The 22,218-nt window shown below is 65.4% G+C and carries 20 protein-coding genes; 6 read left to right on the forward strand and 14 right to left on the reverse strand.

What is annotated here, in order from left to right; all coding sequences use genetic code 11:
- Positions 1-78: 78 nt before the first annotated feature.
- On the reverse strand, positions 79-783 hold the full coding sequence (locus ACVWY5_RS26515; RefSeq protein ID WP_028332574.1) for an SDR family oxidoreductase: 705 nt from the start codon (positions 781-783) through the stop codon (positions 79-81).
- Between the two features lie 147 nt (positions 784-930).
- Complete coding sequence (locus ACVWY5_RS26520; protein ID WP_038377246.1) at positions 931-1,125, reverse strand: hypothetical protein; 195 nt, start codon at positions 1,123-1,125, stop codon at positions 931-933.
- A 248-nt stretch (positions 1,126-1,373) separates the two neighbouring features.
- On the opposite strand from ACVWY5_RS26520, the gene ACVWY5_RS26525 reads away from it, so the two are divergent.
- On the forward strand, positions 1,374-2,192 hold the full coding sequence (locus ACVWY5_RS26525; RefSeq protein ID WP_028332575.1) for an extracellular solute-binding protein: 819 nt from the start codon (positions 1,374-1,376) through the stop codon (positions 2,190-2,192).
- On the opposite strand, the gene ACVWY5_RS26530 is transcribed toward ACVWY5_RS26525, so the two are convergent.
- The 4 genes from ACVWY5_RS26530 to ACVWY5_RS26545 form a co-directional block, all read right to left on the reverse strand.
- Entirely contained in the window at positions 2,166-2,864 is a 699-nt protein-coding gene (locus ACVWY5_RS26530) for an ABC transporter permease (RefSeq protein ID WP_016845814.1), read from the reverse strand. The two genes, ACVWY5_RS26525 and ACVWY5_RS26530, sit on opposite strands and share 27 nt — an antisense overlap.
- A 75-nt stretch (positions 2,865-2,939) precedes the next feature.
- On the reverse strand, positions 2,940-3,317 hold the full coding sequence (locus tag ACVWY5_RS26535; RefSeq protein WP_016845813.1) for a response regulator: 378 nt from the start codon (positions 3,315-3,317) through the stop codon (positions 2,940-2,942).
- Between the two features lie 113 nt (positions 3,318-3,430).
- Entirely contained in the window at positions 3,431-4,666 is a 1,236-nt protein-coding gene (locus ACVWY5_RS26540) for an extensin-like domain-containing protein (protein ID WP_028332576.1), read from the reverse strand.
- Between the two features lie 125 nt (positions 4,667-4,791).
- Positions 4,792-8,412 carry an autotransporter domain-containing protein gene (locus tag ACVWY5_RS26545; RefSeq protein WP_321176607.1) on the reverse strand — a complete coding sequence of 1,207 codons (3,621 nt, stop codon included), beginning with the start codon at positions 8,410-8,412 and terminating at the stop codon, positions 4,792-4,794.
- A 737-nt stretch (positions 8,413-9,149) separates the two neighbouring features.
- Here ACVWY5_RS26545 and ACVWY5_RS26550 point away from each other — a divergent pair.
- From ACVWY5_RS26550 to ACVWY5_RS26560, 3 genes are all read left to right on the forward strand, one after another.
- Positions 9,150-9,764: a septation protein IspZ gene (locus ACVWY5_RS26550; protein WP_028332577.1), complete on the forward strand. Its 615-nt coding sequence runs from the start codon at positions 9,150-9,152 to the stop codon at positions 9,762-9,764.
- A gap of 141 nt (positions 9,765-9,905) precedes the next feature.
- Positions 9,906-10,232 (forward strand): hypothetical protein, encoded by a 327-nt coding sequence (locus tag ACVWY5_RS26555; protein WP_063616519.1) that lies wholly within the window; start codon positions 9,906-9,908, stop codon positions 10,230-10,232.
- Between the two features lie 154 nt (positions 10,233-10,386).
- Entirely contained in the window at positions 10,387-11,973 is a 1,587-nt protein-coding gene (locus tag ACVWY5_RS26560; RefSeq protein WP_028332579.1) for a FecR domain-containing protein, read from the forward strand.
- Between the two features lie 93 nt (positions 11,974-12,066).
- Here the strand turns inward: ACVWY5_RS26560 and ACVWY5_RS26565 are convergent, their stop codons facing one another.
- The 3 genes from ACVWY5_RS26565 to ACVWY5_RS26575 form a co-directional block, all read right to left on the reverse strand.
- Entirely contained in the window at positions 12,067-12,894 is an 828-nt protein-coding gene (locus ACVWY5_RS26565) for a class I SAM-dependent methyltransferase (protein ID WP_028332580.1), read from the reverse strand.
- 116 nt (positions 12,895-13,010) lie between these two features.
- Entirely contained in the window at positions 13,011-13,400 is a 390-nt protein-coding gene (locus ACVWY5_RS26570; protein WP_456671713.1) for a hypothetical protein, read from the reverse strand.
- Positions 13,401-13,483: 83 nt separating this feature from the next.
- On the reverse strand, positions 13,484-13,789 hold the full coding sequence (locus ACVWY5_RS26575; RefSeq protein ID WP_028332582.1) for a nickel-binding protein: 306 nt from the start codon (positions 13,787-13,789) through the stop codon (positions 13,484-13,486).
- A 166-nt stretch (positions 13,790-13,955) separates the two neighbouring features.
- Here ACVWY5_RS26575 and ACVWY5_RS26580 point away from each other — a divergent pair, with 166 nt between their 5' ends.
- A complete protein-coding gene (locus ACVWY5_RS26580; RefSeq protein WP_028332583.1) occupies positions 13,956-15,761 on the forward strand; it encodes a winged helix-turn-helix domain-containing protein in 1,806 nt (601 codons plus the stop codon).
- Here the strand turns inward: ACVWY5_RS26580 and ACVWY5_RS26585 are convergent, their stop codons facing one another.
- Together ACVWY5_RS26585 and asd are read right to left on the reverse strand one after the other, a co-directional pair.
- The gene (locus ACVWY5_RS26585) at positions 15,762-16,562 is read right to left on the reverse strand and encodes an NUDIX hydrolase (RefSeq protein WP_028332584.1); all 801 of its coding nucleotides are present in this window, start codon (positions 16,560-16,562) and stop codon (positions 15,762-15,764) included. It lies immediately after the preceding gene.
- Between the two features lie 118 nt (positions 16,563-16,680).
- The gene (gene asd / locus ACVWY5_RS26590; protein ID WP_028332585.1) at positions 16,681-17,550 is read right to left on the reverse strand and encodes an archaetidylserine decarboxylase; all 870 of its coding nucleotides are present in this window, start codon (positions 17,548-17,550) and stop codon (positions 16,681-16,683) included.
- Positions 17,551-17,584: 34 nt separating this feature from the next.
- On the opposite strand from asd, the gene ACVWY5_RS26595 reads away from it, so the two are divergent.
- A complete protein-coding gene (locus ACVWY5_RS26595) occupies positions 17,585-19,249 on the forward strand; it encodes an aminotransferase class III-fold pyridoxal phosphate-dependent enzyme (RefSeq protein WP_028332586.1) in 1,665 nt (554 codons plus the stop codon).
- Positions 19,250-19,525: 276 nt separating this feature from the next.
- Here the strand turns inward: ACVWY5_RS26595 and ACVWY5_RS26600 are convergent, their stop codons facing one another.
- The 3 genes from ACVWY5_RS26600 to ACVWY5_RS26610 form a co-directional block, all read right to left on the reverse strand.
- On the reverse strand, positions 19,526-20,143 hold the full coding sequence (locus ACVWY5_RS26600; protein ID WP_028332587.1) for a hypothetical protein: 618 nt from the start codon (positions 20,141-20,143) through the stop codon (positions 19,526-19,528).
- Between the two features lie 243 nt (positions 20,144-20,386).
- Positions 20,387-21,076, reverse strand: coding sequence for a class I SAM-dependent methyltransferase (locus ACVWY5_RS26605; RefSeq protein WP_028332588.1), 690 nt, complete (start codon positions 21,074-21,076; stop codon positions 20,387-20,389).
- 33 nt (positions 21,077-21,109) lie between these two features.
- The gene (locus tag ACVWY5_RS26610; protein ID WP_028332589.1) at positions 21,110-22,165 is read right to left on the reverse strand and encodes a glycosyltransferase family 4 protein; all 1,056 of its coding nucleotides are present in this window, start codon (positions 22,163-22,165) and stop codon (positions 21,110-21,112) included.
- Positions 22,166-22,218 lie beyond the last annotated feature (53 nt).

Raw genomic sequence — 22,218 nt, forward strand, 5'->3', positions numbered from 1 at the left:
CGGGACGACGGCGAACATCTGGTGCCGCTTGTGAGTCACAAGCTCACTTGCCTTGAAGATGACGGTTTGCCGGTTGCCTCAAATCGACCGCATCAGACCGCCGTCGACGCGGATGTTCTGGCCGGTGATGTAGCCCGCGCCGTCGGAGACGAGGAAGCTGATGGTGGCGGCGATCTCTTCCGCCTTGCCGTAGCGCTTCATCGGCACGCTGTCGCGGCGCTCGTCGGTTGCCGGCAGGCTGTCGATCCAGCCCGGCAGCACGTTGTTCATGCGCACATTGCTGGCGGCGTAGCTGTCGGTGAACAGTTTGGTGAACGCGGCGAGCCCGGCGCGGAACACCGCCGAGGTCGGAAACATCGCGCTCGGCTCGAACGCCCAGGCGGTGGAGATGTTGACGATCGCGCCGGACTTCTGCGCCTGCATGTGAGGCGCGACGAGACGCGTCGGGCGGATCACGTTCATCAGGTAGACGTCAAGACCGGTGTGCCACTGCTCGTCGGTCAGTTCGAGCACTCCCGCGCGCGGGCCGTGGCCGGCGCTGTTGACCAGCGCATCGATGCGGCCCCAGCGCGCCATCACGCCGTCGACGGCGCGTTTCAGATCATCGTTGGAACGGTTCGAACCGGTGAAGCCGAGGCCGCCGAGCTCCTTCGCCAGCGCCTCGCCCTTGCCCGACGACGACAGGATCGCAACGCGGAAACCGTCGGCCGCGAGGCGCCGCGCCGCCGCCGCTCCCATGCCGCTGCCGCCCGCGGTGACGAGCGCGACCTTCTCCAAAGCCATGACCGATATCCCTGTTGATGACCAAGCTGACGCTATTGTTTGAGCATGATTCTTTCGGAAAACCGCTTCGCACTTTTCCGGATCATGCTCCATGTCTATCATCAGAGATTGCGCGGCGCGACACCCGGCCTGCCGCGCTGTGTCGCACTACTTCCGGAACACCTGCTTCGAGCAGGCGTCGAACCTGGCGACGGGCCGGTCCATCTGCCACAGCTCGATATCATGGCCGTCCACAAGACGGCCGGCCGAGGTAATGGCCTGATCGTCGTCGCTGCAATCCATGTTGACCACGCCGATGGATCGGCTGTGCCGTCCGACGATATAAGCGCGATAGGTCGTCATCTTTGCCTCCAGGGAGCCCTGCTGGCGAGCTTGTTCGTCGGGAAAATGGACCGGTGGACATATGAATTCGAGGGGCCATACCGCAGCATGATGTAAGGATGGAATGAGTGTCGCCAGATCATGGGCGATCGCGCGGCGCGAGATCCGGCCTGCTGCGCGGTGTCGCAGGCGCGGCGCTATCCGCCCGCTTTGCGTCACGGGATCAATTGGGGCATGGTGACCGCCGTCCTTTATCAAGTGTTGACCACATGACATCGCTCCTTCGACACCTCGTCATCGCCGCCGTGCTGCTGTTCGCCGGCCCCGCGCTCCCGCAGACCCGGTCCATCACGGTCGCCTCGACGACATCGACCGAACAGTCCGGCCTGTTCGGCTATCTGCTGCCGCGGTTCTCGGAAGCCTCGGGCATTACCGTGAAGGTGGTCGCGGTCGGCACCGGACAGGCGCTCGACATCGGACGGCGCGGCGATGCCGATGTCGTGTTCGTGCATGATCGCGTGGCCGAAGAGAAGTTCCTGGCCGAGGGCTTTGCGACCAAACGCTATGACGTGATGTACAACGATTTCGTCATCGTCGGCCCGAAGGCCGATCCGGCGCATATCGCCGGCGACAAGGATGTCGCGGACGCCCTGCGCAAGATCGCCGCGACCAGCTCGCCCTTCATCTCGCGCGGCGACCGCTCCGGCACGCACGAGGCCGAGCTGCGGCTCTGGAAAGCGGCCGGCGTCGATCTCGGCTCAGCGAAGGGCCAGTGGTATCGCGAGATCGGCCAAGGCATGGGTCCGGCGCTCAACATGGCATCCGCGTCGAATGCCTATGTGCTGTCCGATCGCGGCACCTGGCTGTCGTTCAAGAACCGCGGCGAGCTCGCCGTGCTGACCGAAGGCGACCGGCGGCTGTTCAACCAGTACGGCGTGATGCTGGTCAATCCGGCCAAGCATCCGACGGTGAAGGCCGCGGACGGCCAGGCCTTCATCGACTGGCTGGTCTCGCAGGCCGGGCAGTCGGCCATCGCCGGCTACAAGGTCGGCGGCGAGCAGCTATTTTTCCCCAACGCCGCGCACTAGCAGAAACGCGATCGTGCTGACGCTCACGCTCAGCGCAAGCAGGATCACGCCGAGCCCGAGGCCGAGCGCCAGCTCGCCCTTGCTGGTCTCGAGCGCAATCGCGGTCGTCATCGTTCGCGTATAGCCGCTGATATTGCCGCCCACGATGATGATGGCGCCGACCTCCGCGATGGCACGGCCGAAGGCAGCAAGGAACGCGGTGAGCAGCGAGGCGCGGCCGAGCGAGAACACCAGCGCGAGGCTGCGCAGGCGCGACAGGCCGTCGGTGCGGATCAAATCGGCATATTCCGCCCACAGCAGCGCGACCGGGCGATGCACCAGCGCAACCACGATCGGCGTCGCCAGGATGACCTGCGCCACCACCATCGCCGTCGGCGTGAACAACAGCCCGGCGAAGCCCAGCGGTCCGGATCGCGACAGCAGGAGATAAAGCCCGAGGCCGACCACGACCGGCGGCAGGCCGAGACAGGCATTGGCGAGCACGATCACCACCTGCCGTCCGCGAAACCTCGATATCGCAAGCCAGCCGCCGATCGGCGCGCCGATCAGAAGCGCGAGCAGGCTCGCCAGCAGGCTGACCCGCAACGACAATGCGACGATCCCAAGCAGGACCGGATCGCGACCGGCTATCAGGGAAGCTGCCGCCGTGATCGACTGTGCGAAGTCATTCATGCCGGCCTGGAAGACACGTTTGCCCCGTACAACCTCCGGATCGCCGGTTTCGCGGCGGCGATCAATCGCTGCGGCCTATGCGGCATTCTCAAGCAGCTTCGCCACAGCCGCAACCAGTTCATCGGGCGAGAACGGCTTGTTGAGCAGCACACTGTCCGGCACGCCCCTGGTCGGCCACTCATCGCCGCCGCCGCCGGTGATGTAGAGCACCGGGAATGACGGATCGATCTCGCGGGCGCCGCGCGCCACACGCCAGCCGTCGAGCCGGCCGAGCAGCCGAATGTCGGTGACCAGTGCTGAGTATTTGGTGCGGAACGCCTTCAGCAGCGTCAGGGCTTCCTCGCCCGAACCTGCGATCGCCGGCTCATAGCCGCCGTCCCTCAGGGCGTCCTCCACCATCATCTGAAGATCACGATCGTCTTCGATGACGAGAATGATCGGCGCGTCTTGCAAAGCCATCCCCCAAACAATCAGCCGGGTGCGCCCGACTCAGCGAGCATATGCAACAAAAGTGGCTACCGTTTGCACGGTGTCACCCAGTAAAAATACGGGTATCAGACGCGTCCCTATTCGTCGGCGAATTCGTCTTCTTCGTTGACCCCCGCTTTACCGCGCGGGGCCGGCTTTCTGCCGCCGAGCGATCCTGTGACATAAGGTTCGCGCGTTGCATAGGGGTTACGGCCGCCGGCACGCGCCGCGACCTCTTCGCCCGAGACGGCGGCGGGCTGACAGATCAGGCGCCGGCTGGCCCGGCGCATCAGGTCCACATGGATGTGGTCGTAGTGATAGACGTTGGACCCCGGCGCCAGCACCGTGGTGAATTGCTGGCAGGCGGCGGCCTGGACATCGCGCAGAAAGCCCTGCTCTTCCGGCAGGCCCTTCCAGCCATCTTTCACGGTGATGCGGCGCCCGTCGGCCAGCGTGAAGGCCGCGATGTCGAGCGCGTTGCCGAAGGCGTGCTCGGAAATGTGCGCGTGCGAGTTGCCGTTCATACCGCGGCAGGAATAGGCCGAGATCTGCTTGATCTCGACGACGCGCGCGCCGAACCAGCGCTGCGCCGCCGGCTGCACGGAATCGGCGAGCCAGCGCTCGAGCACCGAGACGATCGGACACGCCAGCGTTGCCGCCGGCTTCACTGCGACGGGGCCGACCGTCACCACCGGATTGCCGCTCGAGGGACCGAGCCGCGGCGGCGGTGGCGCGCCGGGCGGCTGCTGGGAATACGGCGCCGGTGAATAGGGCGCGGCCGCGCTGTCGCGCTGCGTATTGGATGGCAGGCCCGGATAATAAGGTCGCTCGCCCCTGGCGTCGGGCGAGCCTTCCGATGGCAAATCGATCTCGTCCTGCTGTGGCGGAACGCCGGGCGCCGACAGCGAGACCGGCCCATTCTGACGGCCGCCATAGCTCGGCTCGTTGCCATAGCTCGGCTGGCCGACGGCCTGATTGGAATATGGCGCCTGCGCTTGCGGCGGAGACGGCTGGCGGTTGATCGGCCACCGCGGCTGGTTGCCGACCGATGCCGGCGGCCGCAGGCTGTCGTCGGCAAATCCGTAAGCCGAACTGGCTTCACCGAGCGCGGCGACCTTGAGCGGGAACTCGGCGCCGCAAACGCCGGGACCGGAGATCGGATCGATGCGGACGAGGTCGGCGCTCTCCTTGACCGCGCCCGACTTCAGGCATGCGGCCTCGGCCTCGGCCCGCCACGGTTCGCGCTCGGCAGTCTGAAACAGACCGCGACCGCAACCAGCCAGCGACACAAGGACAAGGGAGCCGACGAGATACAAACGAACTCCACGCGTCATGGCGCGGAGGTTCTGCGAATTTGATTAAAGACTCTTCAACGCATTTCGATGCGTTGGTTTCAGCTGTCCTTAACCATGCGGCGGAACCCGGCAGGGCAACACGCGCCCTGCCGAGATGATCGTCATCACCACGTGTAGCGAACGACACCCTTGCCGCCATAGGACGACGTGACGTCGGAGAACTCGCCTTCGAAGGTGAGCGCCGCCGACCAGCCGCTGGTCCAGTTCATCGCCGCGCTCGCGGTGGTGAGCACCGCATCGCTCGCCGGCGCCGCGCCGTTGACCACGAAGGACGCGCCCGGCAGCGTCTGGAATGTCGCGGCAACGCTGCGATCGGTGTTGTAGTCGTGCGCCCAGGCAAGTCGGCCGCGCAGGCTGAGGATGCCATCCTGCAACGCGATCGAGCGATCGCTGCGGACGCCGAGTTCGCTGCGCGTGGCGGTGACAGTCTTGGCGCCATAGGCCGTCGCAAACGCGCTCGATCCCGACAGCACCTGCTCGGCATAAGCAGGCAGATCGTAGGTCGTGAACTGTCCGGCGGCATAAGGCGTCAGCGCCAGCGACCACGGCGTGATGAAGCGATAGCCGCCTTCGATCCGGCCCGACAGCGCATTGGCGTTGAATTGCGCGCGCAGCCGGTCGATGCCGGCGATCGTTACCGTGCGATCGGTGGTGACGTCCTGCCAGCCATAGGCCAGCGCACCCAGCAGATAGGCCGGCCCGAATCCATGACGGATGAAGGCGCCGGCCTGGAACAGGTCGGAGCGTCCGCCGCCGAGTGCATTGGCCACGGTGAAATTGGTGCCGCCGCCGGCGAGTGCAAAGCCGGCAATCGTGTCGGGCGTGATCCGGTAGTCGGCGCCGACGGCGACACCGAAAATGCGGCTCGTGGTTGAATTCGATCCGACGGCGGTGCCGCCATCAGTGCTCTGCCCGCCGCCGAAGCCCGCCGCCCAGACGCTCCAGCGCTGCTCGAACGTCTGCGGCGGCGGCGGCGCCTTGCGATAGATCGCGGCATAGGCATCGCGCGCGGCCTTCGCACGCGACATGCCGGTCGACGCGTAGCTCATGGCGTCATCAGCGAATTGCGAGGCGCCGCCATTTGCAGGCACGCCGCCGCGCCCTTCGGTGAAGGGATCCGTCATGACGCCGAGGAACATGTTCATGGCGTCGAACGTGGTCTGCTGCGAGCCGGTGCCGAGTTCGCCCGACGCCTGCGTCAGCCCGGCCGGCGTCAGCGCGCCGAACGCGGCGGAAATGCTGCCGCTGGTGTTGAAGGCGTTGCTGATCGCATGGCCGACAGCGGCCTGATTGCCGTTGAGCTTGGCGGTTGCAGCAAAATTCAGCGCCAAATTGAGATAGACGTTGTTGGCGTCATAGCTCAGGCTGGACGTGAAGTTCGATGGCAAATTGCTGCTGACCGGCCCGGCAAAGCTGCCGCTGACACCGCCGGCCGCGTTGAGGATGGTGTACTGCTTCTGGAACGTGGTGCCGGTGAAGGACGCGTTGACCGTAGCGCCGCCGAGCGTTGCCGCACCTGTCACGTTGGTGCGATCGGACGCCGCGGCCGACACTTCGACCAGATAGGTCGATGCGGCGGTGAAGGTCAGGCTGCCCTGCACCGTGAGCGTGCCGATCGAGTCGCCCGGCGACAGCGTGCCGCCATTGACCAGGACATTGCCGACGCTGCCATTGCCGCCGAGCGTGCCGCCGGCATCGACGGTCACGGCATTGCCAAGCGAGCCATTGACCAGCAGCGTCGCGCCGGAGCCGATGTTGGCGCCGTTCTGGTAGCTCTGTGCGTCGGTTACGGTCCAGACGCCGCCCTGCACGTTGAGCACCTCGAAATTGATCACATTCGAGAGCGTGCCCGAGCCCGGCCCGAACAGATTGAGCGTGTCGGTGCCGACGCCGCCATCGATCCGGCCGGTGATGGTCGAGCCGCCATAGAGATTGAGCGTGTCGTCGCCGCCTTCCATGCTGATCGCGCGGCCGGTATTGCCGATGATGGTGCCGTAGTTCGACAGCACGTCGGCGCCCTCGCCGGTCTGGATCGCCGCGGCGTCGCCGCGGATGAAGCGGGTCGAGCCGGTACCGGTATAGGTCACGCCGTTCAGCGTACCGACCGAGCCGGTATCGGGCGTGCCGTTCTGCAGCAGCGTGACGCCGTTGGGATCGGGAATCGTGCCGTTGCCGATGATGGTGCCGTAGTTGACGATCCTGTCGTTGTCGGCGGTCGTGCCGGTCTTGTTCTCGGAGCGGATCGCATAGCTGTTGTTGCCGACGATGGTGGCGCCGGCATAGTTGATCAGGTCGAGCGCCGCCGATCCGCTGCGCGAATGGTCCGGATTTGAATCGTTGTTGACGACGATGCCCGCCGCGGCGCCGCTGATGGTGCCGTAGTTGCGGATGGTGCCGCCACCGATCGCAAGGCCTTCGCTGTTGTTGAAGCGGCCGCCGTCATCGGCGCCGGTCGCGCCGGTGCCCTGCACGATGCCGTAATTGGTCAGCGTCAGGACATTGTCGATATCGATGCCGTCGCCATCGCTACGCGTCGACACGCCGTCGATCGCCCCGATAATGGTGCCGTAATTGGTGACGATGGCATTGCCGCCGCCGACGCCCGCACCGTTGCGGCCGATGATGGTTGCGCCGGCAAAATTGTTGACCGTGATGGTGCCGGCATCGCCCGCGGTGCCGTTCTTGGCACCCGAGATCAGGCCGCCGGCATAGTTGTTGACGGTGCCGTTGTGGCCGCCCTGAAGATCGATCGCATCGGCGCTGGGCCGGCCGGTTGCGGGATCGATCGTGCCATTGGCGATGATCTGGCCGTAATTGTCGATCGTGAAGTTTTCGCCCGGACGGATCGCGTCCGCATTGGCCGCGGTGATCAGGCCGGTCGCGCGGTTGGTGATGTGAACGCTCGCGGCGGTCGAGGTGAGATTGTCGAAGTCGATCGCCTGGCCGGTCGCCGATTTGATGGTGCCGGCATTGTCGACCGAGAACCTGGCCGCGGTCGTGCTGTTGCTGCCCGACGCGCCGTTGATCTGGATGGCGTCGTCCGCCGACTGGATCGTCGCGCCCGCATTGTTGACGACCGACAGCGAGATCACGTTGTTGAGATTGGTGGTGGCGCGGATCGCGCGAGACCCTGCCGTATTGGTCGCGTCGATCAGGCCGGAATTTGTGATCGTGGTGGTTCCGCCACCGATCCGCATCACGTCGCTGCCTGATGACTTGATGGTGCCGCCGCTCTGGTTGGTGATCGAGAACACGGTGGTGTTCGACGTCGCGTTGACGAAGTCGAAGACGCGGCCGTTGCCCGTCGACTCGATGGTGCCGGCATTGTCGACGGTGACCGACCCGCTGCTCAGGCCGCCATTGATCCGGAATGCATCATTGGACGCGGTGAAGAGCGCGCCGGCATTGTTGATCAGCGTGAGATTGCCGTTGATGGCGCTGCTCGAGGTGTCGATGCCGCGCGACGTCGCCGAGATGGTGCCGTTGTTGGTGACGACGACGCCGGGCGACGACAGGCCGGTGATCCAGGTGATCGCGGTGCCCGTCACCGACAGGCTGCTGCCGGCGGCAACCGAGCCGGTATCATTGTTGGAGACGGTCTGCGCCGTCGTGCTGTTCGGAGGAGTGCTGAAGCTTGCGGCCAGTGCCGGACAGGAGAACCCCAAGGAAGTCGCAGAAATAGCCAGCGCAAGCCGGCTTGCGCGGCTCAGAAACTCAGATTTCACGTAACGCCCCCAGGTACTTATTACCGGGGTAGAGCCCCGGTCATTCCGGCGGCAATCTGGGTATGGCTTGTGACAGGCGCACAACAAATGACGGCGCTGCCTTGCGGCGCAACGACACAGGGGCGAGAGCAACCGACGGACATCCAAGCGGTACTGCTAACTGGCGTCCGGAACCGGCACCGCCGCTGAATATATTTGCGGCGCGTCAACGCCTTGATTCGGCGGCCATTTGAGCCGCATCGCAACGCGGCATTGCCGCGAATCGCGAGCCTGACAACAAGCCTGACTTTTTCGGCCGGGAACCCCTTGCTAGCTTTGACGTTAATGCAGGCAGCGTTGTGAACCGAGGGAGTTTCCCCAATGGATTTCGCGAGTCCTCTGCTGAGCAAGCTGAGCATTGTGGCCGCGTACATCGCGTTAGCCTTCGTCGGCGCCATTATTCTCGGCGTGTTCTAGGACATTCGACAGGCATGAGTTCAGCGCCCGGCGGCCGCCCCCGCCGGGCGCTTTGCTGTTTTGCGTTCACTCCACCACAACTACAGTTCGACGATTGCGATGAGGGGCTCGAATGCGACGCGCGTGCAGGGGTGCGCCGTGCAACGGCGGGGTGAGTGATGCGAGTCGCCCTTCAGGCAATGGTTTGTATCTGCCCGGCGGTCGCTTCATGTGGGTCGCCGGCCCCGCTATAAGAGCCGCATTGTCGAAAATGAATTGAACCTGCGGGCGACTGGCAACCAATGAAGCACTTCCTCACCGCGGCAAGGCTGTTGGCCCTCGATCTCGCCTCGACGCTTGTCTTTCTGGTTCTGTTCCTGCTGACGCACAACACCGCGCTCGCGGTCGGCCTCGGCATCGCATTCGGCGTCGCGCAGATCGGCGTGCAGAAGGTGCGCGGCAAGCGGATCGACACCATGGAATGGCTGAGCCTGTTCCTGGTCGTCGCCGCCGGCACCGCCACGCTGCTGACCCATGACCCGCGCTTCGTACTGTTCAAGCCGAGCGTGATCTACGCCATCGTCGGAGTCGTGATGCTCAAACCCGGCTGGCTCAACCGCTATCTGCCCGGGATCGTGCAGAAGGTCGTGCCCGATGTCGCCGTCAAGGTCGGCTACGCCTGGGCCGCCCTGATGTTCGTCTCCGCCGGTGTGAACGCCTTCGTCGCGCTGACCTGCGAGATCACGACATGGGCCGTCGTGATGCCGATCTTCGGCATCGTGAGCAAGATCGTGGTGTTCCTCGGCGGCTTTGCCGCGCTCCGCCTCACCGCGAGGCGCCGCATCCGCGCCATGCCGGAGGCCCAGCGCGAGGCTGTGCTCGCGCTCGAAGGGGCACCGGCGCCTGCGGCGCCGTAGCCCCCGACGGGGGTGTGGTCGACGAAACAGACGGCCCGCGCGACGAAACCATTTTGCCCCGACGACGAAGAATTGCCGAAACCAAGCCTGCCTAGTGATGGCTTCGACAACGCGCTGCTTCGGCGCGATCACAAGGGGGACATGATGGCTTTCACCGCTTCCGCGCTTCGTCACGGCAAACTGCTGGCGGCGACCGCGTTCACGCTTGGTCTGCTGACCTCGGCGTCCTATGCCTACACCGACGAGCAGCAGCAGATGTGCACCAGCGACGCCATGCGGCTGTGCAGCTCGGAAATTCCCGACGTCGATCGCGTCACCGCCTGCATGGTCCGCCAGCGCGCGCTGCTCAGCGACGGCTGCAAGGCGGTGTTCCACTACGTGCCGCCGGCGGCTGCGCAACCCGCGAACTATGCGCCCGCGGCCAAGCCGGCGAAACCGCTCAATATCACTCCTCACAAGCGCGGCTAAGCAAAACCCCAACAGCGACCAGGCACCGCGCTTCCGACAACGGAGCGCGGTGCTTGATCGTTTCGGTCCGCCATGACAACAAGGCGGAATCGTTCATCCGGCATTCAGCCTGACGCGGCTCAATTGCCGTCCCCACTGCCTCCCCCGGGAATCGATGGCGATGCGCCGCAGCTTTCTCTTTGCGCTTCTGCTTGGCGCCGGCGTCACGATCGGTTGGCAACCAACGGCCAATGCCGCACCGGGCTTGACGCAGCTCGCACAGGCGCAGCCTGCACAGGCGCCCGCCCCGGCGCCGAGCGCGACGCCGGCTACGCCTGCTCCCGCAACACCCGCGCCTGCAACGCCGGCGCCGGCCGCGAGTGCGCAGCCCGCAGCGCCCGAGCCGATCGGCAACGTGGCAACACTGACAGGAACCGCGACCGTCACGCGCAACAACACCGCGACGCCGCTGCAGATCCGCGACGACATCTTCGCCAATGACGAGGTCGCGACATCAGCGACCTCCTCGCTCGGCATCACCTTCAACGACGGCACCACCTTCAACCTGCGCGCCAATGCCCGGATCACGATCGACAATTACGTCTATGAGGACGGCGGCCCGCAGAACAGCGCGCTGTTCAACGTCACCAAGGGAACGGCGGCCTTCGTTGCCGCCGCGGTCGCCAAGACCGGCGACATGAAGATCTCGACCCCGACCGCGACGCTCGGCATCCGCGGCACCACCGGCCTCGTCGAGGTGCCCGAAGGCGCCACCGCGACCAGCAGGAATGTCGGCATCAAGCTCTATCCCGACGCCGACGGACATGTCGGCCGCATCGAGGTCAACGACCGCAGCGGCGCCTCGCTCGGCGTGCTGACGCGCGGCGCGAGCGGCTTTGCGATTCGTCCGGGCACCGGCGGCGCCCGCTTCGCCGCGGTGCCGCTGACGATCTCGCCGCAACAGATCACGCGCGACCAGGGCTTTGTGCGCCAGGTCCATAGCGCGCAGACGCTGGGCCGTCAGGTCGTGACCGAGCAGCGCGACTTCCGCCGCGCCAATCCCGACTTCCGCAGGGCCAATCCGGCAGCGCCCTATCCGAACCGCGGCCAGCCGGTGCAGCCGAACCCGCAGCGCCAGAACGGCCTGCCGGGCCAGAACCGCAACGCCCCGCAGCAGCCGGGTCAGCAGAATCGTCCGGGCCAGATGCAGCAGCCCGGCCAGCCGAACCGTCCCGGGCAGCAACCGGGCACGCCTGGCCGGCAAGGTTCGCAGCAGCAACCCGGCACGCGGCAGCAAGGCGGCGCACAGCATGCGCTGCCCGGCCAACCCGGCGGCGCGACGCTACCGCACGCGCCCGGCGTCCAGACGCCAGCCGGACAACAGCCGGCGGGACAACAGCCAACGCGCCAAGCCCCCACGCAAGAGCCCGCGCGCCAAGGCGGCACGACGCAACCCGGCGGACAACAATCGCCGGCTCGGCAAGGCGGTCTGCAGCCCGGCCGCACCCAGGCCCCGGGCGGCGTGCGCCAACCAGGACAACCAGCGCCCCAGCCGGGTCAACCGGGCGCGCCGCGACAAGGCACCGCGCAGCCTGTGCCGCAGGCGCCCGGCCAGATGCGACCCGGTATCCAGCAAGCCGCACCGGGCGTGCGTCCGGGCATGCAACGGCCCGCGGTGCAGGCGCGGCCCGGCTTCCAGCAACGGCGCGCGCCGCCTCCGCCGCGCGGCGGGAAGCCTCCGCCCAGGGACAAGCGCCAGTAACCGAGCGATCGCAGCAATGTCGATCAAACGAGCGAATGGCGCCGGCGAGTTACGCCGGCGCCATACACAGATCGACCAATGGCGAGCGGCAGGTCAGCCGCGCCTGGTGATCACGGCCTCCAGATATTCGCTCGGGATCACCAGCGTGCCGTCCCTGGCGATATTGAACTGGTCCATCAGGCTGAACGTGTCGGCGGCGAGCAATTGCTGCTTGACCGGATCGATCGCTCCGAACGCCTTCAGCACCGGCCCGTAATAGGTGCGGAAGATCTCGAGGAAATGCTCGCGCGACCTGTAACGGAAATTGAAGTGCCTGCGCCTTGCATCAAGCGTCGCCTGCGGGCCGAACAAGGCGCCGAGATGCGCCTCGGTGCCCCACAGCGCGGGAGACTTCACGCCCGGCGCCGGCGGCACATACTTCCCGATGGTCTTGAACAGCTGGCCGATGAAGCCTTCCGGCGTCCAGCTTGCGAGGCCGATCTTGCCGCCGATGCGGCAGACGCGGCGCAGTTCATTCGCCGCCTGCTGCTGATCGGCGGTGAACATGACACCGAAGGTCGACAGCACGACATCGAAGCTGGCGTCGGCAAACGGCAGCTTCTCCGCGTCCGCTTCCTGGAACGTGACGGGCAGATGCTCCGCGGCCGCCCGCTCGCGGCCGCGCTCGAGCAACGCCGCGACGTAATCGGTCGAGACCACGTCGGCGAAGCGCCGCGCCGCGGCCAACGTCGCATTGCCGTTGCCAGCGGCGACGTCGAGCACCATTTGATTGCTGCGCAGGTCGACCGCCTCGCAGAGCATCTCGCCGACGATCTGGAGCGTGGTGCCGACGATCGCGTAGTCGCCCGAACTCCAGGTGGCTTGCTGGCGCGCTTTGACGGCAGCGAGATCGATGGTCGGCATTTCGGTCTGAACGTTCATGTGCATCTCCTTTGAAATGTGATGCGGCTCGCGGCGAGGCCGCCGGCTTCGCCGAGAGTCCGCGAGTTGCGCCAAAACGGCGTCGAGCGGTGCAATGACTTCAAATGTGCTGCGCACTACGTGCGGCGGTCGAGCAGGACCGGGATGGTCGATGCGGCAACTATGCTCCAGTCGGAGCGATGCCTGCAGCCGTGGCTGGCCTGCTGCGCCGGAGCTGCACGATGCTCCCGAACGACAGGTTCCTCCGCTCGGGTGAATACGGGTGAGGACAAACCCGCGATCACAAGCCCGAGCAGTGCGCTTCGCCCGATCGGCCGTGAGCAGCGGTTCCCGACGTCCTTCGACTGGCCGCCGGCCTCGCGCGGCATCAGGCGACTGGCCTGCCGCTCGCGATGGGCGAGCATGCCTGCGACCGATTGATTGACGATCCGGCGGATCCGCAAAAGCAGGAAGGAAAAATGCCTTCGTACCGGACTTGAAATGGATTCCATGAATGAAATCGACATAATTGTTTCCTTGATCGAAGTGTGATGGCGCTCCGGATCAGGTTTGGTCGGGATACGCCATGCGACGCCGCGCAGCGCAGGCGTCATTCGGCTGCAATGGGCGGTTGGACCGGATCACCGCGCACCACCACGGTTGCCGCGACCTTGTAGAATTCCTCGCCCGGCATGCCGACGCAGCGCGCATGCTCCCGGATCGAGTCACCGTCACGCGCCTCGTATATGCAGAATGTGCCGATGCGACCATCCGCCTCATGCACCACATAGCTGCGGATCCAGCGGACACGGTCCGGCATCTGCTCGTCGCCGATCCTGGCGGAGGTTGCGCCGGCGAGTTCCAGTTCGCTCATGTTCGCCCAGGCGCTCGGGCGGCGAATGACATAGAGTTCCATCGAAATCTCCTCGGTTGCGGCTGTTGAACAGCAGGCTGCGCTCATGGCGAGCCACGATGAGCTATAGGCGCTGTCGATGCCGACTGTCCTTACCGCGGACTGATCATTGCCTGATCTTTGTCTGATCCTTGCCTGAACCTTTTCCGCCGAGCCCCAACTCATACACATGGCATTCTCATTTGGACTGTTCGAGCTTGATGAAGCTGGACGCGTGTTGCTGTGCGCGCGCCAAGAGGTCCCATTGCAGCCGCGTGTGTTCGATCTGCTGATCTATCTGGTTCGACACCGCGACCGGGTCATCTCCAAGGAAGAACTCCTCGAAGCCGTCTGGCCGGATGTGACGGTCACCGACAACTCGCTGCAGCGGGCGGTGAGTGCGTTGCGCGCCGCGCTGCGCCACGGCGGCATGGACGGCGCGATCCGAAATCTGCCGGGCAAGGGCTATCGCTTCTTCCTCGAGTCCGAGATCCGGCAGCCGGAACGCATCGCCCCCAAGCAAGTCGATGGCACCGTCGGTGCAATCGGTCTCGCCCGACGCGCAGCGGCCGGACAATTGTGGTTGCAGGCAGCGACCCTGTTCGCGAGCGCGGATGAAAGCGGCCAGCTCAGCCCTGAAGATCTGCACGATTGGGCGCTTGCCCTGCAGTGCCTCGGCAGGGCCACGGCAGCAATTCCGATTCTGGTTCGCGCGGTCGGCGCACGCAGCCAGGCCGGTGACGCCGCAGGCGCCACGGTCGATGCGATAGCACTCTCGGCTTTGCATTTCGAAAGCGGCCAGGCCGCGATCGGAAAGGGCTGGCTCGCGCGGGCCGAGGATTGGGCTTCAACGCTCGACGATCCTCCGACGACGGCCCTGGTGTTATGGATGAAGTCGAAGCTGGCTGCTTTCGATGGCGAGCCGGAACAGGCACTCGCGTTGGCCGACGCTGCCTACACCGCCGTCAGATACAAGGATGCGATCAATATCGAAGCGCTGAGCCTGGCCTATCGCGGCTTCTATCGGCTGTGCCTCGGCGACACACACGGAGGACTGTCCGATCAGGACCATGCCGCCGCAGTTGCCCTGTCCAGCAACAATCTGGACCCGATCATGGGCGGCAACCTCTACTGCAACATCCTCTGGGCGGCCCGGATGTTCGGAGATTGGGCACGCGCCGACCAGTGGACGCGGAGCTACCAGAACTTCTGCTCGGGCAGCGGCATGGAATTGACGGGCTCGTGCCAGCTGCACCGTTCCGAGGTGCTCGGCATCCGAGGCTCGCTCGACGAAGCGCTGGCGCGCATTCAGGACGCGCTCGCGCGCCTGACCAGCGATGCGCCCTGGTCTCTTGGCGATGCCAACCGAGTGCTGGGCGATATTCAGGCGGCGATCGGCAATGACGACGCAGCGCTCGAAGCCTATGACAGGGCTTACACGCTGGGCTGGTGCCCGGAACCGGGCCGCGCCATGCTGCTGCTCGCGAGAGGCGAAGCGGAAGCCGCCTATGCAAGCCTCGAGCGGAGCCTGATCGGCAAGACCTGGTGGACGCTGCAGCGACGCGGAATCCTGCTCGCGCATCTGGCGCTGGTTGCCGCGCACACGCATCGGACCGTTCGAGCGAAGGCATTGATCTGCGAACTGTCGGGAAGTCCGGATCGCTGGCCGATGCCCTCGATCCGCGCGCTCACCAACGAAGCACAGGCGATCCTCGCGCTTTCCCGGCAGGATCACGAAACAGCCATGCGGCACCTTCATCTCGCCCGCCAGCTGTGGTCCAGCATCGAAGGGCGGGTTCAGATCGTGCGGCTGAGGCTTCAGATCTCCAGCCTCCAGCTGGAGCATGGAGACGTTCGCGGTGCCATGGCCGAAGTTCATGCGGCACAGCTTCTGGCGCGTGACCTGGGCTCGCCCAAGCGTCTTGCCGAGTGTCTTGCCTTGCAGCGTGACATTGACGCCTGGCAGCCAACGGCCCGACGTCAGATGTGCGGGTGATCACGCCGCGCGGCGCAGCCAGTCGCGCACGCGTTCGATCAGATTCTTGCGCGGCGTGGGCTGAGGTGCCGCGGCGGCCGGCACGACCTCGTGCACGAATGTCGGCGATTGTTCAGGGACGACCGTCTCGGCGCCCCGCTCGGTCTCTGCAATTGCATCGGGTGCGGCCGCCGGATCCTCTTGCGGCGCCATGCCGGGCGGATCGGGTTCGCTTTGCGCCAGCGGAGGCTGATCGATGGCCGGCGTCTCTGCCGGCGCAACCGCATCGGCAACATCCGGCGCGTCGACGACCTCCTGCTCGTCGATGACCTGTGGCACAGCGACTTCGCGAATCCGCCGGCGCTCTGCGGCCACGGCTCTCGCCCGCGCGCGCCGCTCGCGCTCGGCGTTCGCCGCGGCCTGCAGCGCGATCGGGCCGATATTTTCCAGGAACGCGCGCTCATAGCCGCGCGACAGACGCTCGAGTGCCTCATCGAGCGGCAGCCAGTCCACCTCGCGGATGTCGCTCATCAGCGCCCGCACCGGCTTGCCGCCGGCATCCATGCGCCAGTAATGCACCACCTTGGATCGGCCGCCTGAATCATAGACCAGCGTGCCGAGGAATTCGTGCACGTCGACGTCGTGGCCGGTTTCCTCCAGCACCTCGCGCTCGGCAGCGGCGCGCGGCGTCTCGCCGTCGTCGAGCTTGCCTTTCGGCAACACCCATTCATTGCGCTTGCGCAGGCGCACGACGGCAAAGCGCGGCGGTGTCTCCCGCCGCAGCACAATGCCTCCCGCCGCCAGAACAGGCGTCCGCGCCATCTCGTGTCCATCAGGTTTGCGATTTAGGATCGTCGCACAACGATCCCTGCTATTCTACGCATGATCTCGAAAAGTGGAAGCCGGTTTTCCTGCTCAAACGATGAGCGCGATGCGCAGATCAGATCGCAGGCTTTCGCAGCAACGGTTCGCCGCATTTGATCCGCGTTCCCTCCGCGACGTTGTCGCAGAATTCGAAATTGCCGGGCGCCAGCACGATGATCGTCGAGCCGTGTTCGAACCAGCCGAGTTCGTCGCCCTTCTTCACATGCGCGTTACAGGAAAAATCCACCGGGCCTCGCGACTGCGCGTTCAGCGTGATATCGAGGAAATGCAGGCGGAGACTGGCGACAAGGATCGCCGCGACCGGAACCAGCGTCAGCGCCTCGCCGGCTGGAAGCTTGGCGCGCAGCACCGCGCGCTCATTCTTGCAGAACAGTCGCTCGATCCGCTTTAGCGCGATCGGATTGACGTTCCAGACGTCGCCATGAATGAACGTCACCTTGTCGATGGCAAGATCATAGGGCGCGTGGAAGCGGTGATACATGCTCGAGGTCAGCCGCAGCGTGACGAAGCGGCCGTTCCGGTGCTGCTCCACCAGCGCCGGATCACCGACCAGATCAAGCAGCGAATAGGGCGCGCCCTTGACCTGGAACAATTGCCCGTCCTCGATCCGCCCATGCGCGCCGATGATCGCGTCCGACGGGCTCGCGATAATGGCGGGATCGGCCGCTGCGGGGCGCAGGCCGGGCTTCAGCTCGCGGGTGAAGCAGTCATGCAGGCTCCTGAACTCGGTCTTCTTGGCCTCCGACAGATCGAGGTCGGAGAACAGCTTCCAGCAGGCGATCGAGGCGTCGCGCACCAGGGGGTTCTCGACCTTGGAGAACCAGCCCATGAAACGGGTCAGCGCGGCCCGCGGAATCCGGTTGGTGAGCAGGAAATTGAGGTCTTCCTGCTGGGTGAATGCCGAGATCAGGCCCTTGACTGTCATGAATCTGTTAGGTGCTGAGGCTAGCGCTTCTGTCATGGAAACATCCCTTCCGATTCTCTCGCTGTCCGCCGCCGCGCTTGCCGGCGCCGCCGCAGCCTTCCCCAAAATTCAGGCCCGCATCGCGCTGTCGCGCGCCAAGCACCGCTCGCTGACCGGACATTCCAAAATGTCCAAGATGGTTGCGCGGATGGTCCCGCACTACGAATTCGACATCGACGACTTCTTCCGCTCCGACGGTGCGCCGAAGGACGTCGCGATGCAGCGCCAGGACGGCTTCTTCCGCCTCGCCGGCCTCTACGGGGATCGCTACCCCAAGGGCCGCGCGCTGACCGCCGAGGTGACGGAGCGCATCTCCGATCTGCAGTTCACCGAAACCTACCGCGTGCCGTTCCAGTACAGCCGCCTGGTGCGCGAACATCTCGGCACCTCGGCCTTCGTCGAGGCCTCCAGCGGCGTCACCGTCACCGACGTCGACGGCAATGTGTTCTACGACCTGACCGGCTCCTACGGTGTCAACATCTTCGGCAACGACTTCTATAAGGAGTGCATCGCCGAGGGTGAGAAGCGCGCCCACGCGCTCGGCCCCGTGCTCGGCCCCTACCACCCGATCATTGCCGACAACGTCAAACGGCTGTGCGAGCTGTCCGGCCTTGATGAGGTCTCGTTCCATATGTCCGGCACCGAGGCCGTGATGCAGGCGGTGCGGCTCGCGCGCTACCACACCAAGCGGAAGCGCCTCGTGCGTTTCGCCGGCGCCTATCACGGCTGGTGGGGCGACGTGCAGCCCGGCGTCGGCAATCCGGTGTCGCCGCACGAGACCTTCACGCTCGCCGACATGTCGGAGAAGACGCTGCACGTGCTGCGGACGCGCAACGACATCGCCTGCGTGCTGGTCAACCCGCTGCAGGCGCTGCATCCGAATTCCAACGCGCCCGGCGATTCCGCGCTGGTCGACTCCTCGCGTTCCTCCAGATACGACCGCGCGGCCTACACCGAATGGCTGAAGAAGCTGCGCGAGGTGTGCACCGAACGCGGCATCGTCCTGATCTTCGACGAGGTGTTCGTCGGCTTCCGCCTCGCCGCCGGCGGCGCCCAGGAATATTTCGGCGTCAAGGCCGACATGGCGACCTACGGCAAGAGCCTGGCCGGCGGGCTTCCGGTCGGCGTGGTGTGCGGCCGCAAGGATTTGATGCGGCGCTTCCGCGACGACCGCCCGGCCGACATCTGCTTCGCCCGCGGCACCTTCAACTCGCATCCCTATGTGATGACGGCGATGGACGAGTTCCTGAGCCGGCTTGCCAGCCCGAACTTCCGCTCGATCTACAACGGGCTGGACGAGACCTGGAACGGCCGTGCCAAGGCGCTCAACGACCGGCTCAAAGCCGCCAGCCTTCCGGTTCGGGTCGGCAACATCTCGTCGATCTGGACCGTCTATTACACCGAGCCGTCCCGCTACAACTGGATGCTGCAATACTATCTGCGGGCCGAGGGACTGGCGCTGAGCTGGGTCGGCACCGGCCGCCTGATCTTCACCCTCAACTACACCGACGCCGACTTCGCCGAGGTCAGCGACCGCTTCGTCGCGGCAGCCGAGAAGATGAAGCGCGACGGCTGGTGGTGGCACAAGGCCGGTCTCACCAACAAGTACATCAAGCGGCAGATCCTGAAGGAGATGGTCGCCGTGAGGTTCGGCCGCTGAGGGCTGGCGCTGTTCCTCCGCCCCCTCGCCCCGCTCTTGCGGGGAGAGGGCTGGGGTGAGGGGCTGCATCCACAAAATCGGAAATGGACGGACTCGCGGTGAGCCCCCCTCACCCGGATCGCTGACGCGATCCGAGCTCTTCCCGCATGCGGGGCGAGGTAAAGTGCGCGTGGGATCAAAAAGGCTCAACGAGAAAGTATCCGCTGTGGTCCTAAGAACGTAGATGCCCGGGACGAGCCCGGGCATGACGCAGTTTGAAGACGCTGGGAGCAACGATCAGGCGTGCTTGACGTGCTTTTCGAGACCCGGATCGATCAGTTCGCCCTTCATCAGGAACAGCGGCGCCTTGTGATACAGCTTCAGGTCGTTGAAGGGGTCGGTGATGATCTTGGTCATCCAGACGAGGCCGGTCTCGACGTCGCGGATGAAGAACAAATGGACGGTGCGGAACAAGAGGCCGCCGACGCCGACCACGAGCCAGATCTTGGCCACCTGGCGGGTGAAGTCGCCCATCGTGACCCAGGGCTTGAACAGGCCGAACAGCGTCGGGTCGAAGTACAGCACCATCGGCGACAGCGCCCAGATCGCCATCAGCACGACCTTGCGCTGCAGATTGTAGCCGACCTTGATGTCTTCCTTGTGCTCGTGGGTCGCCTGGTTGACGTGGTCGTAGCCCTTCGGCTCGAAGAAGAAGTGACCGGCCTGACGCGAGGTCATCGAGACCAGCCAGCCGACCAGCGCCGACACGACCGGATCGAAGAACAGCATCACATAGGCGAACAGGAAGCTCAGCGCGCTGACGAAGTGCAGGCTCTGGTTGATCCGGCTGTGATGGTAGAAGCGATGGTCATCCCAACGCTGGGTACGCAGCTCTTGCAGGAAATTCTTGATCATTGGTTCCCCCAACATCTTTCGGAACAGGATTTACAGGGATTCGATGTATCGCGTGTGACATCATCATAATGACATATGACAATGCGGAGCGACGCCTTGACGCAACCGGAGCAGGGTCTCGCCTCATCCCAACGAAATCTGCGGGGATCAGGCGAAGGAGATCGTAGCCTCCCGGCTTGGGGTGCGCTGTGCGCTACCTTACCCGGGGAGGTGCGGCGGGCCGGGCCGCCCGGCCGGGCCGCCTCAGGCGGCTTTGGCGACATCCGCCTTGCGGAAGCGGACCAGCGAGAAGTGGCCGAGCGGCGGAATCAGGCGACGCTCCGCGAGCTCCATGCCGCGCGCGCCCGCGAGCCATTTGGTGTAGCGCGACCAGGCGAATTCGGCGGTCCGGAACCCGAGCGGGCGCACCACCGGCTGAAGCTTCTGCTCGATGAAGCGGCGCACGCCGGCATCGGCGCTGACGCGGGTCAGGATGATCAGTTCGCCGCCCGGACGCACCACGCGGGCGAACTCGTCGAGCGCGGCTTCCGGGTTCGGCACCGCCGACAGCACGTACTGCGCCATCACCACGTCGAACGAGTTGTCGGGGAATTCCAGCTTCTCGGCGTCCATCACCGCGAGGCCCTCGACATTCTTCAGACCCCGCTCCGCGACCCGCTTCTTGGCCTTCTCCAGCATCGCTTCCGAGATGTCGGTGCCGAAGATGCGGACGTTCTGGCTATAGAGCGGCAGCGAGATGCCGGTGCCGACACCGACCTCGAGCACCCGGCCGCCGATCTTGTTGGTGGCCTGGATCGCGGCCTGCCGGCCCTTGCTGAACACACCGCCAAACACGAGGTCGTAGATCGGCGCCCAGCGGTCATAGGCCTGCTCGACCGTCTCGCGGTCGAAGTCCATGGAACGGTCGGCACCCAGCTTGATGATTTCAGCCATAGATCGTCTCTCGTCTCTCGTTCGATTGAGCTGTTAATTCGGAACCGCGCTGCGGCCGGCAACGCGACGGGCGGGCCGCGGCGCGCGGCTCGGCTGCAACGTGGCCAGATTGCCGATGAACTGACGCGCACTGTTTTCCCAGGAACGCTCCAACGCAAAATTGCGGCAGTCCGCGCGCGACATCGTCAGCGCGCGCAGGCAGGCGCTGCGCAGGTCGTTGTCGATCGCGCCGATCGGATGGTTGGCGATGACGTCCTTCGGGCCGGTGACCGGGAATGCCGCGACCGGCGTGCCGCAGGCCAGAGCCTCGAGCTGCACGACGCCGAAGGTGTCGGTCAGGCTCGGGAACACGAAGACGTCGGCGGCGGCGAGGTGCGAGGTCAAATCCTGCCCCTTCTTCTCGCCAAGGAAAATCGCGTCGGGATATTTCTGTTCCAATGCCGCCCTTTGCGGGCCGTCGCCGACCACGACCTTGGAGCCCGGCAGGTCCAGCGACAGGAAGGCGTCGAGATTCTTCTCCACCGCGACGCGGCCCATGGTCATGAAGATCGGCCGCGGCAGATCGAGCACAGCCGGCTGGTCCGGATTGAATATCCTGGTGTCGACGCCGCGGGTCCAGAAGCCCAGCCTGCGGAAGCCGCGCTCGGCGAGCTCGCTGCGCAGCGAGTCGGTCGCGACCATCGTCATCGACCCGGCGGCGTGGAAGTGGCGCAGCACCGCATAGCCGACGCTGTCGGGAATGCCGGTACGAACCGAAACATATTCCGGGAAGCGCGTTGTATAGGATGTGGTGAAGGCGAGCTTGTTGCGCTGGCAATAGCCGCGCACCGCCCAGCCGATCGGCCCTTCGGTCGCGATGTGGATCGCCTCGGGCGCAGCCTCCTCGATCCGGCGCGCGATCTCGCGGCGGTTCGGCAGCGCCACGCGCAGGCCCGGATAGGTTGGCACGCCGACCGAGCGGAAACCGTCGGGAGTGAGGAATTCGATCTCGGCGCCCAGCCCGGCTGCGCTGCGCGCAAGCGACGTCAGCGTCCGGACCACGCCGTTGACTTGCGGATGCCAGGCATCGGTCGCAACGAGTATGCGCATTGCAGGAGATCCAAATCGTTAATCTTGATTCTGCTCGCACGACGTTCTGACAT

The organism is Bradyrhizobium sp. USDA 3256, assembly GCF_054058275.1.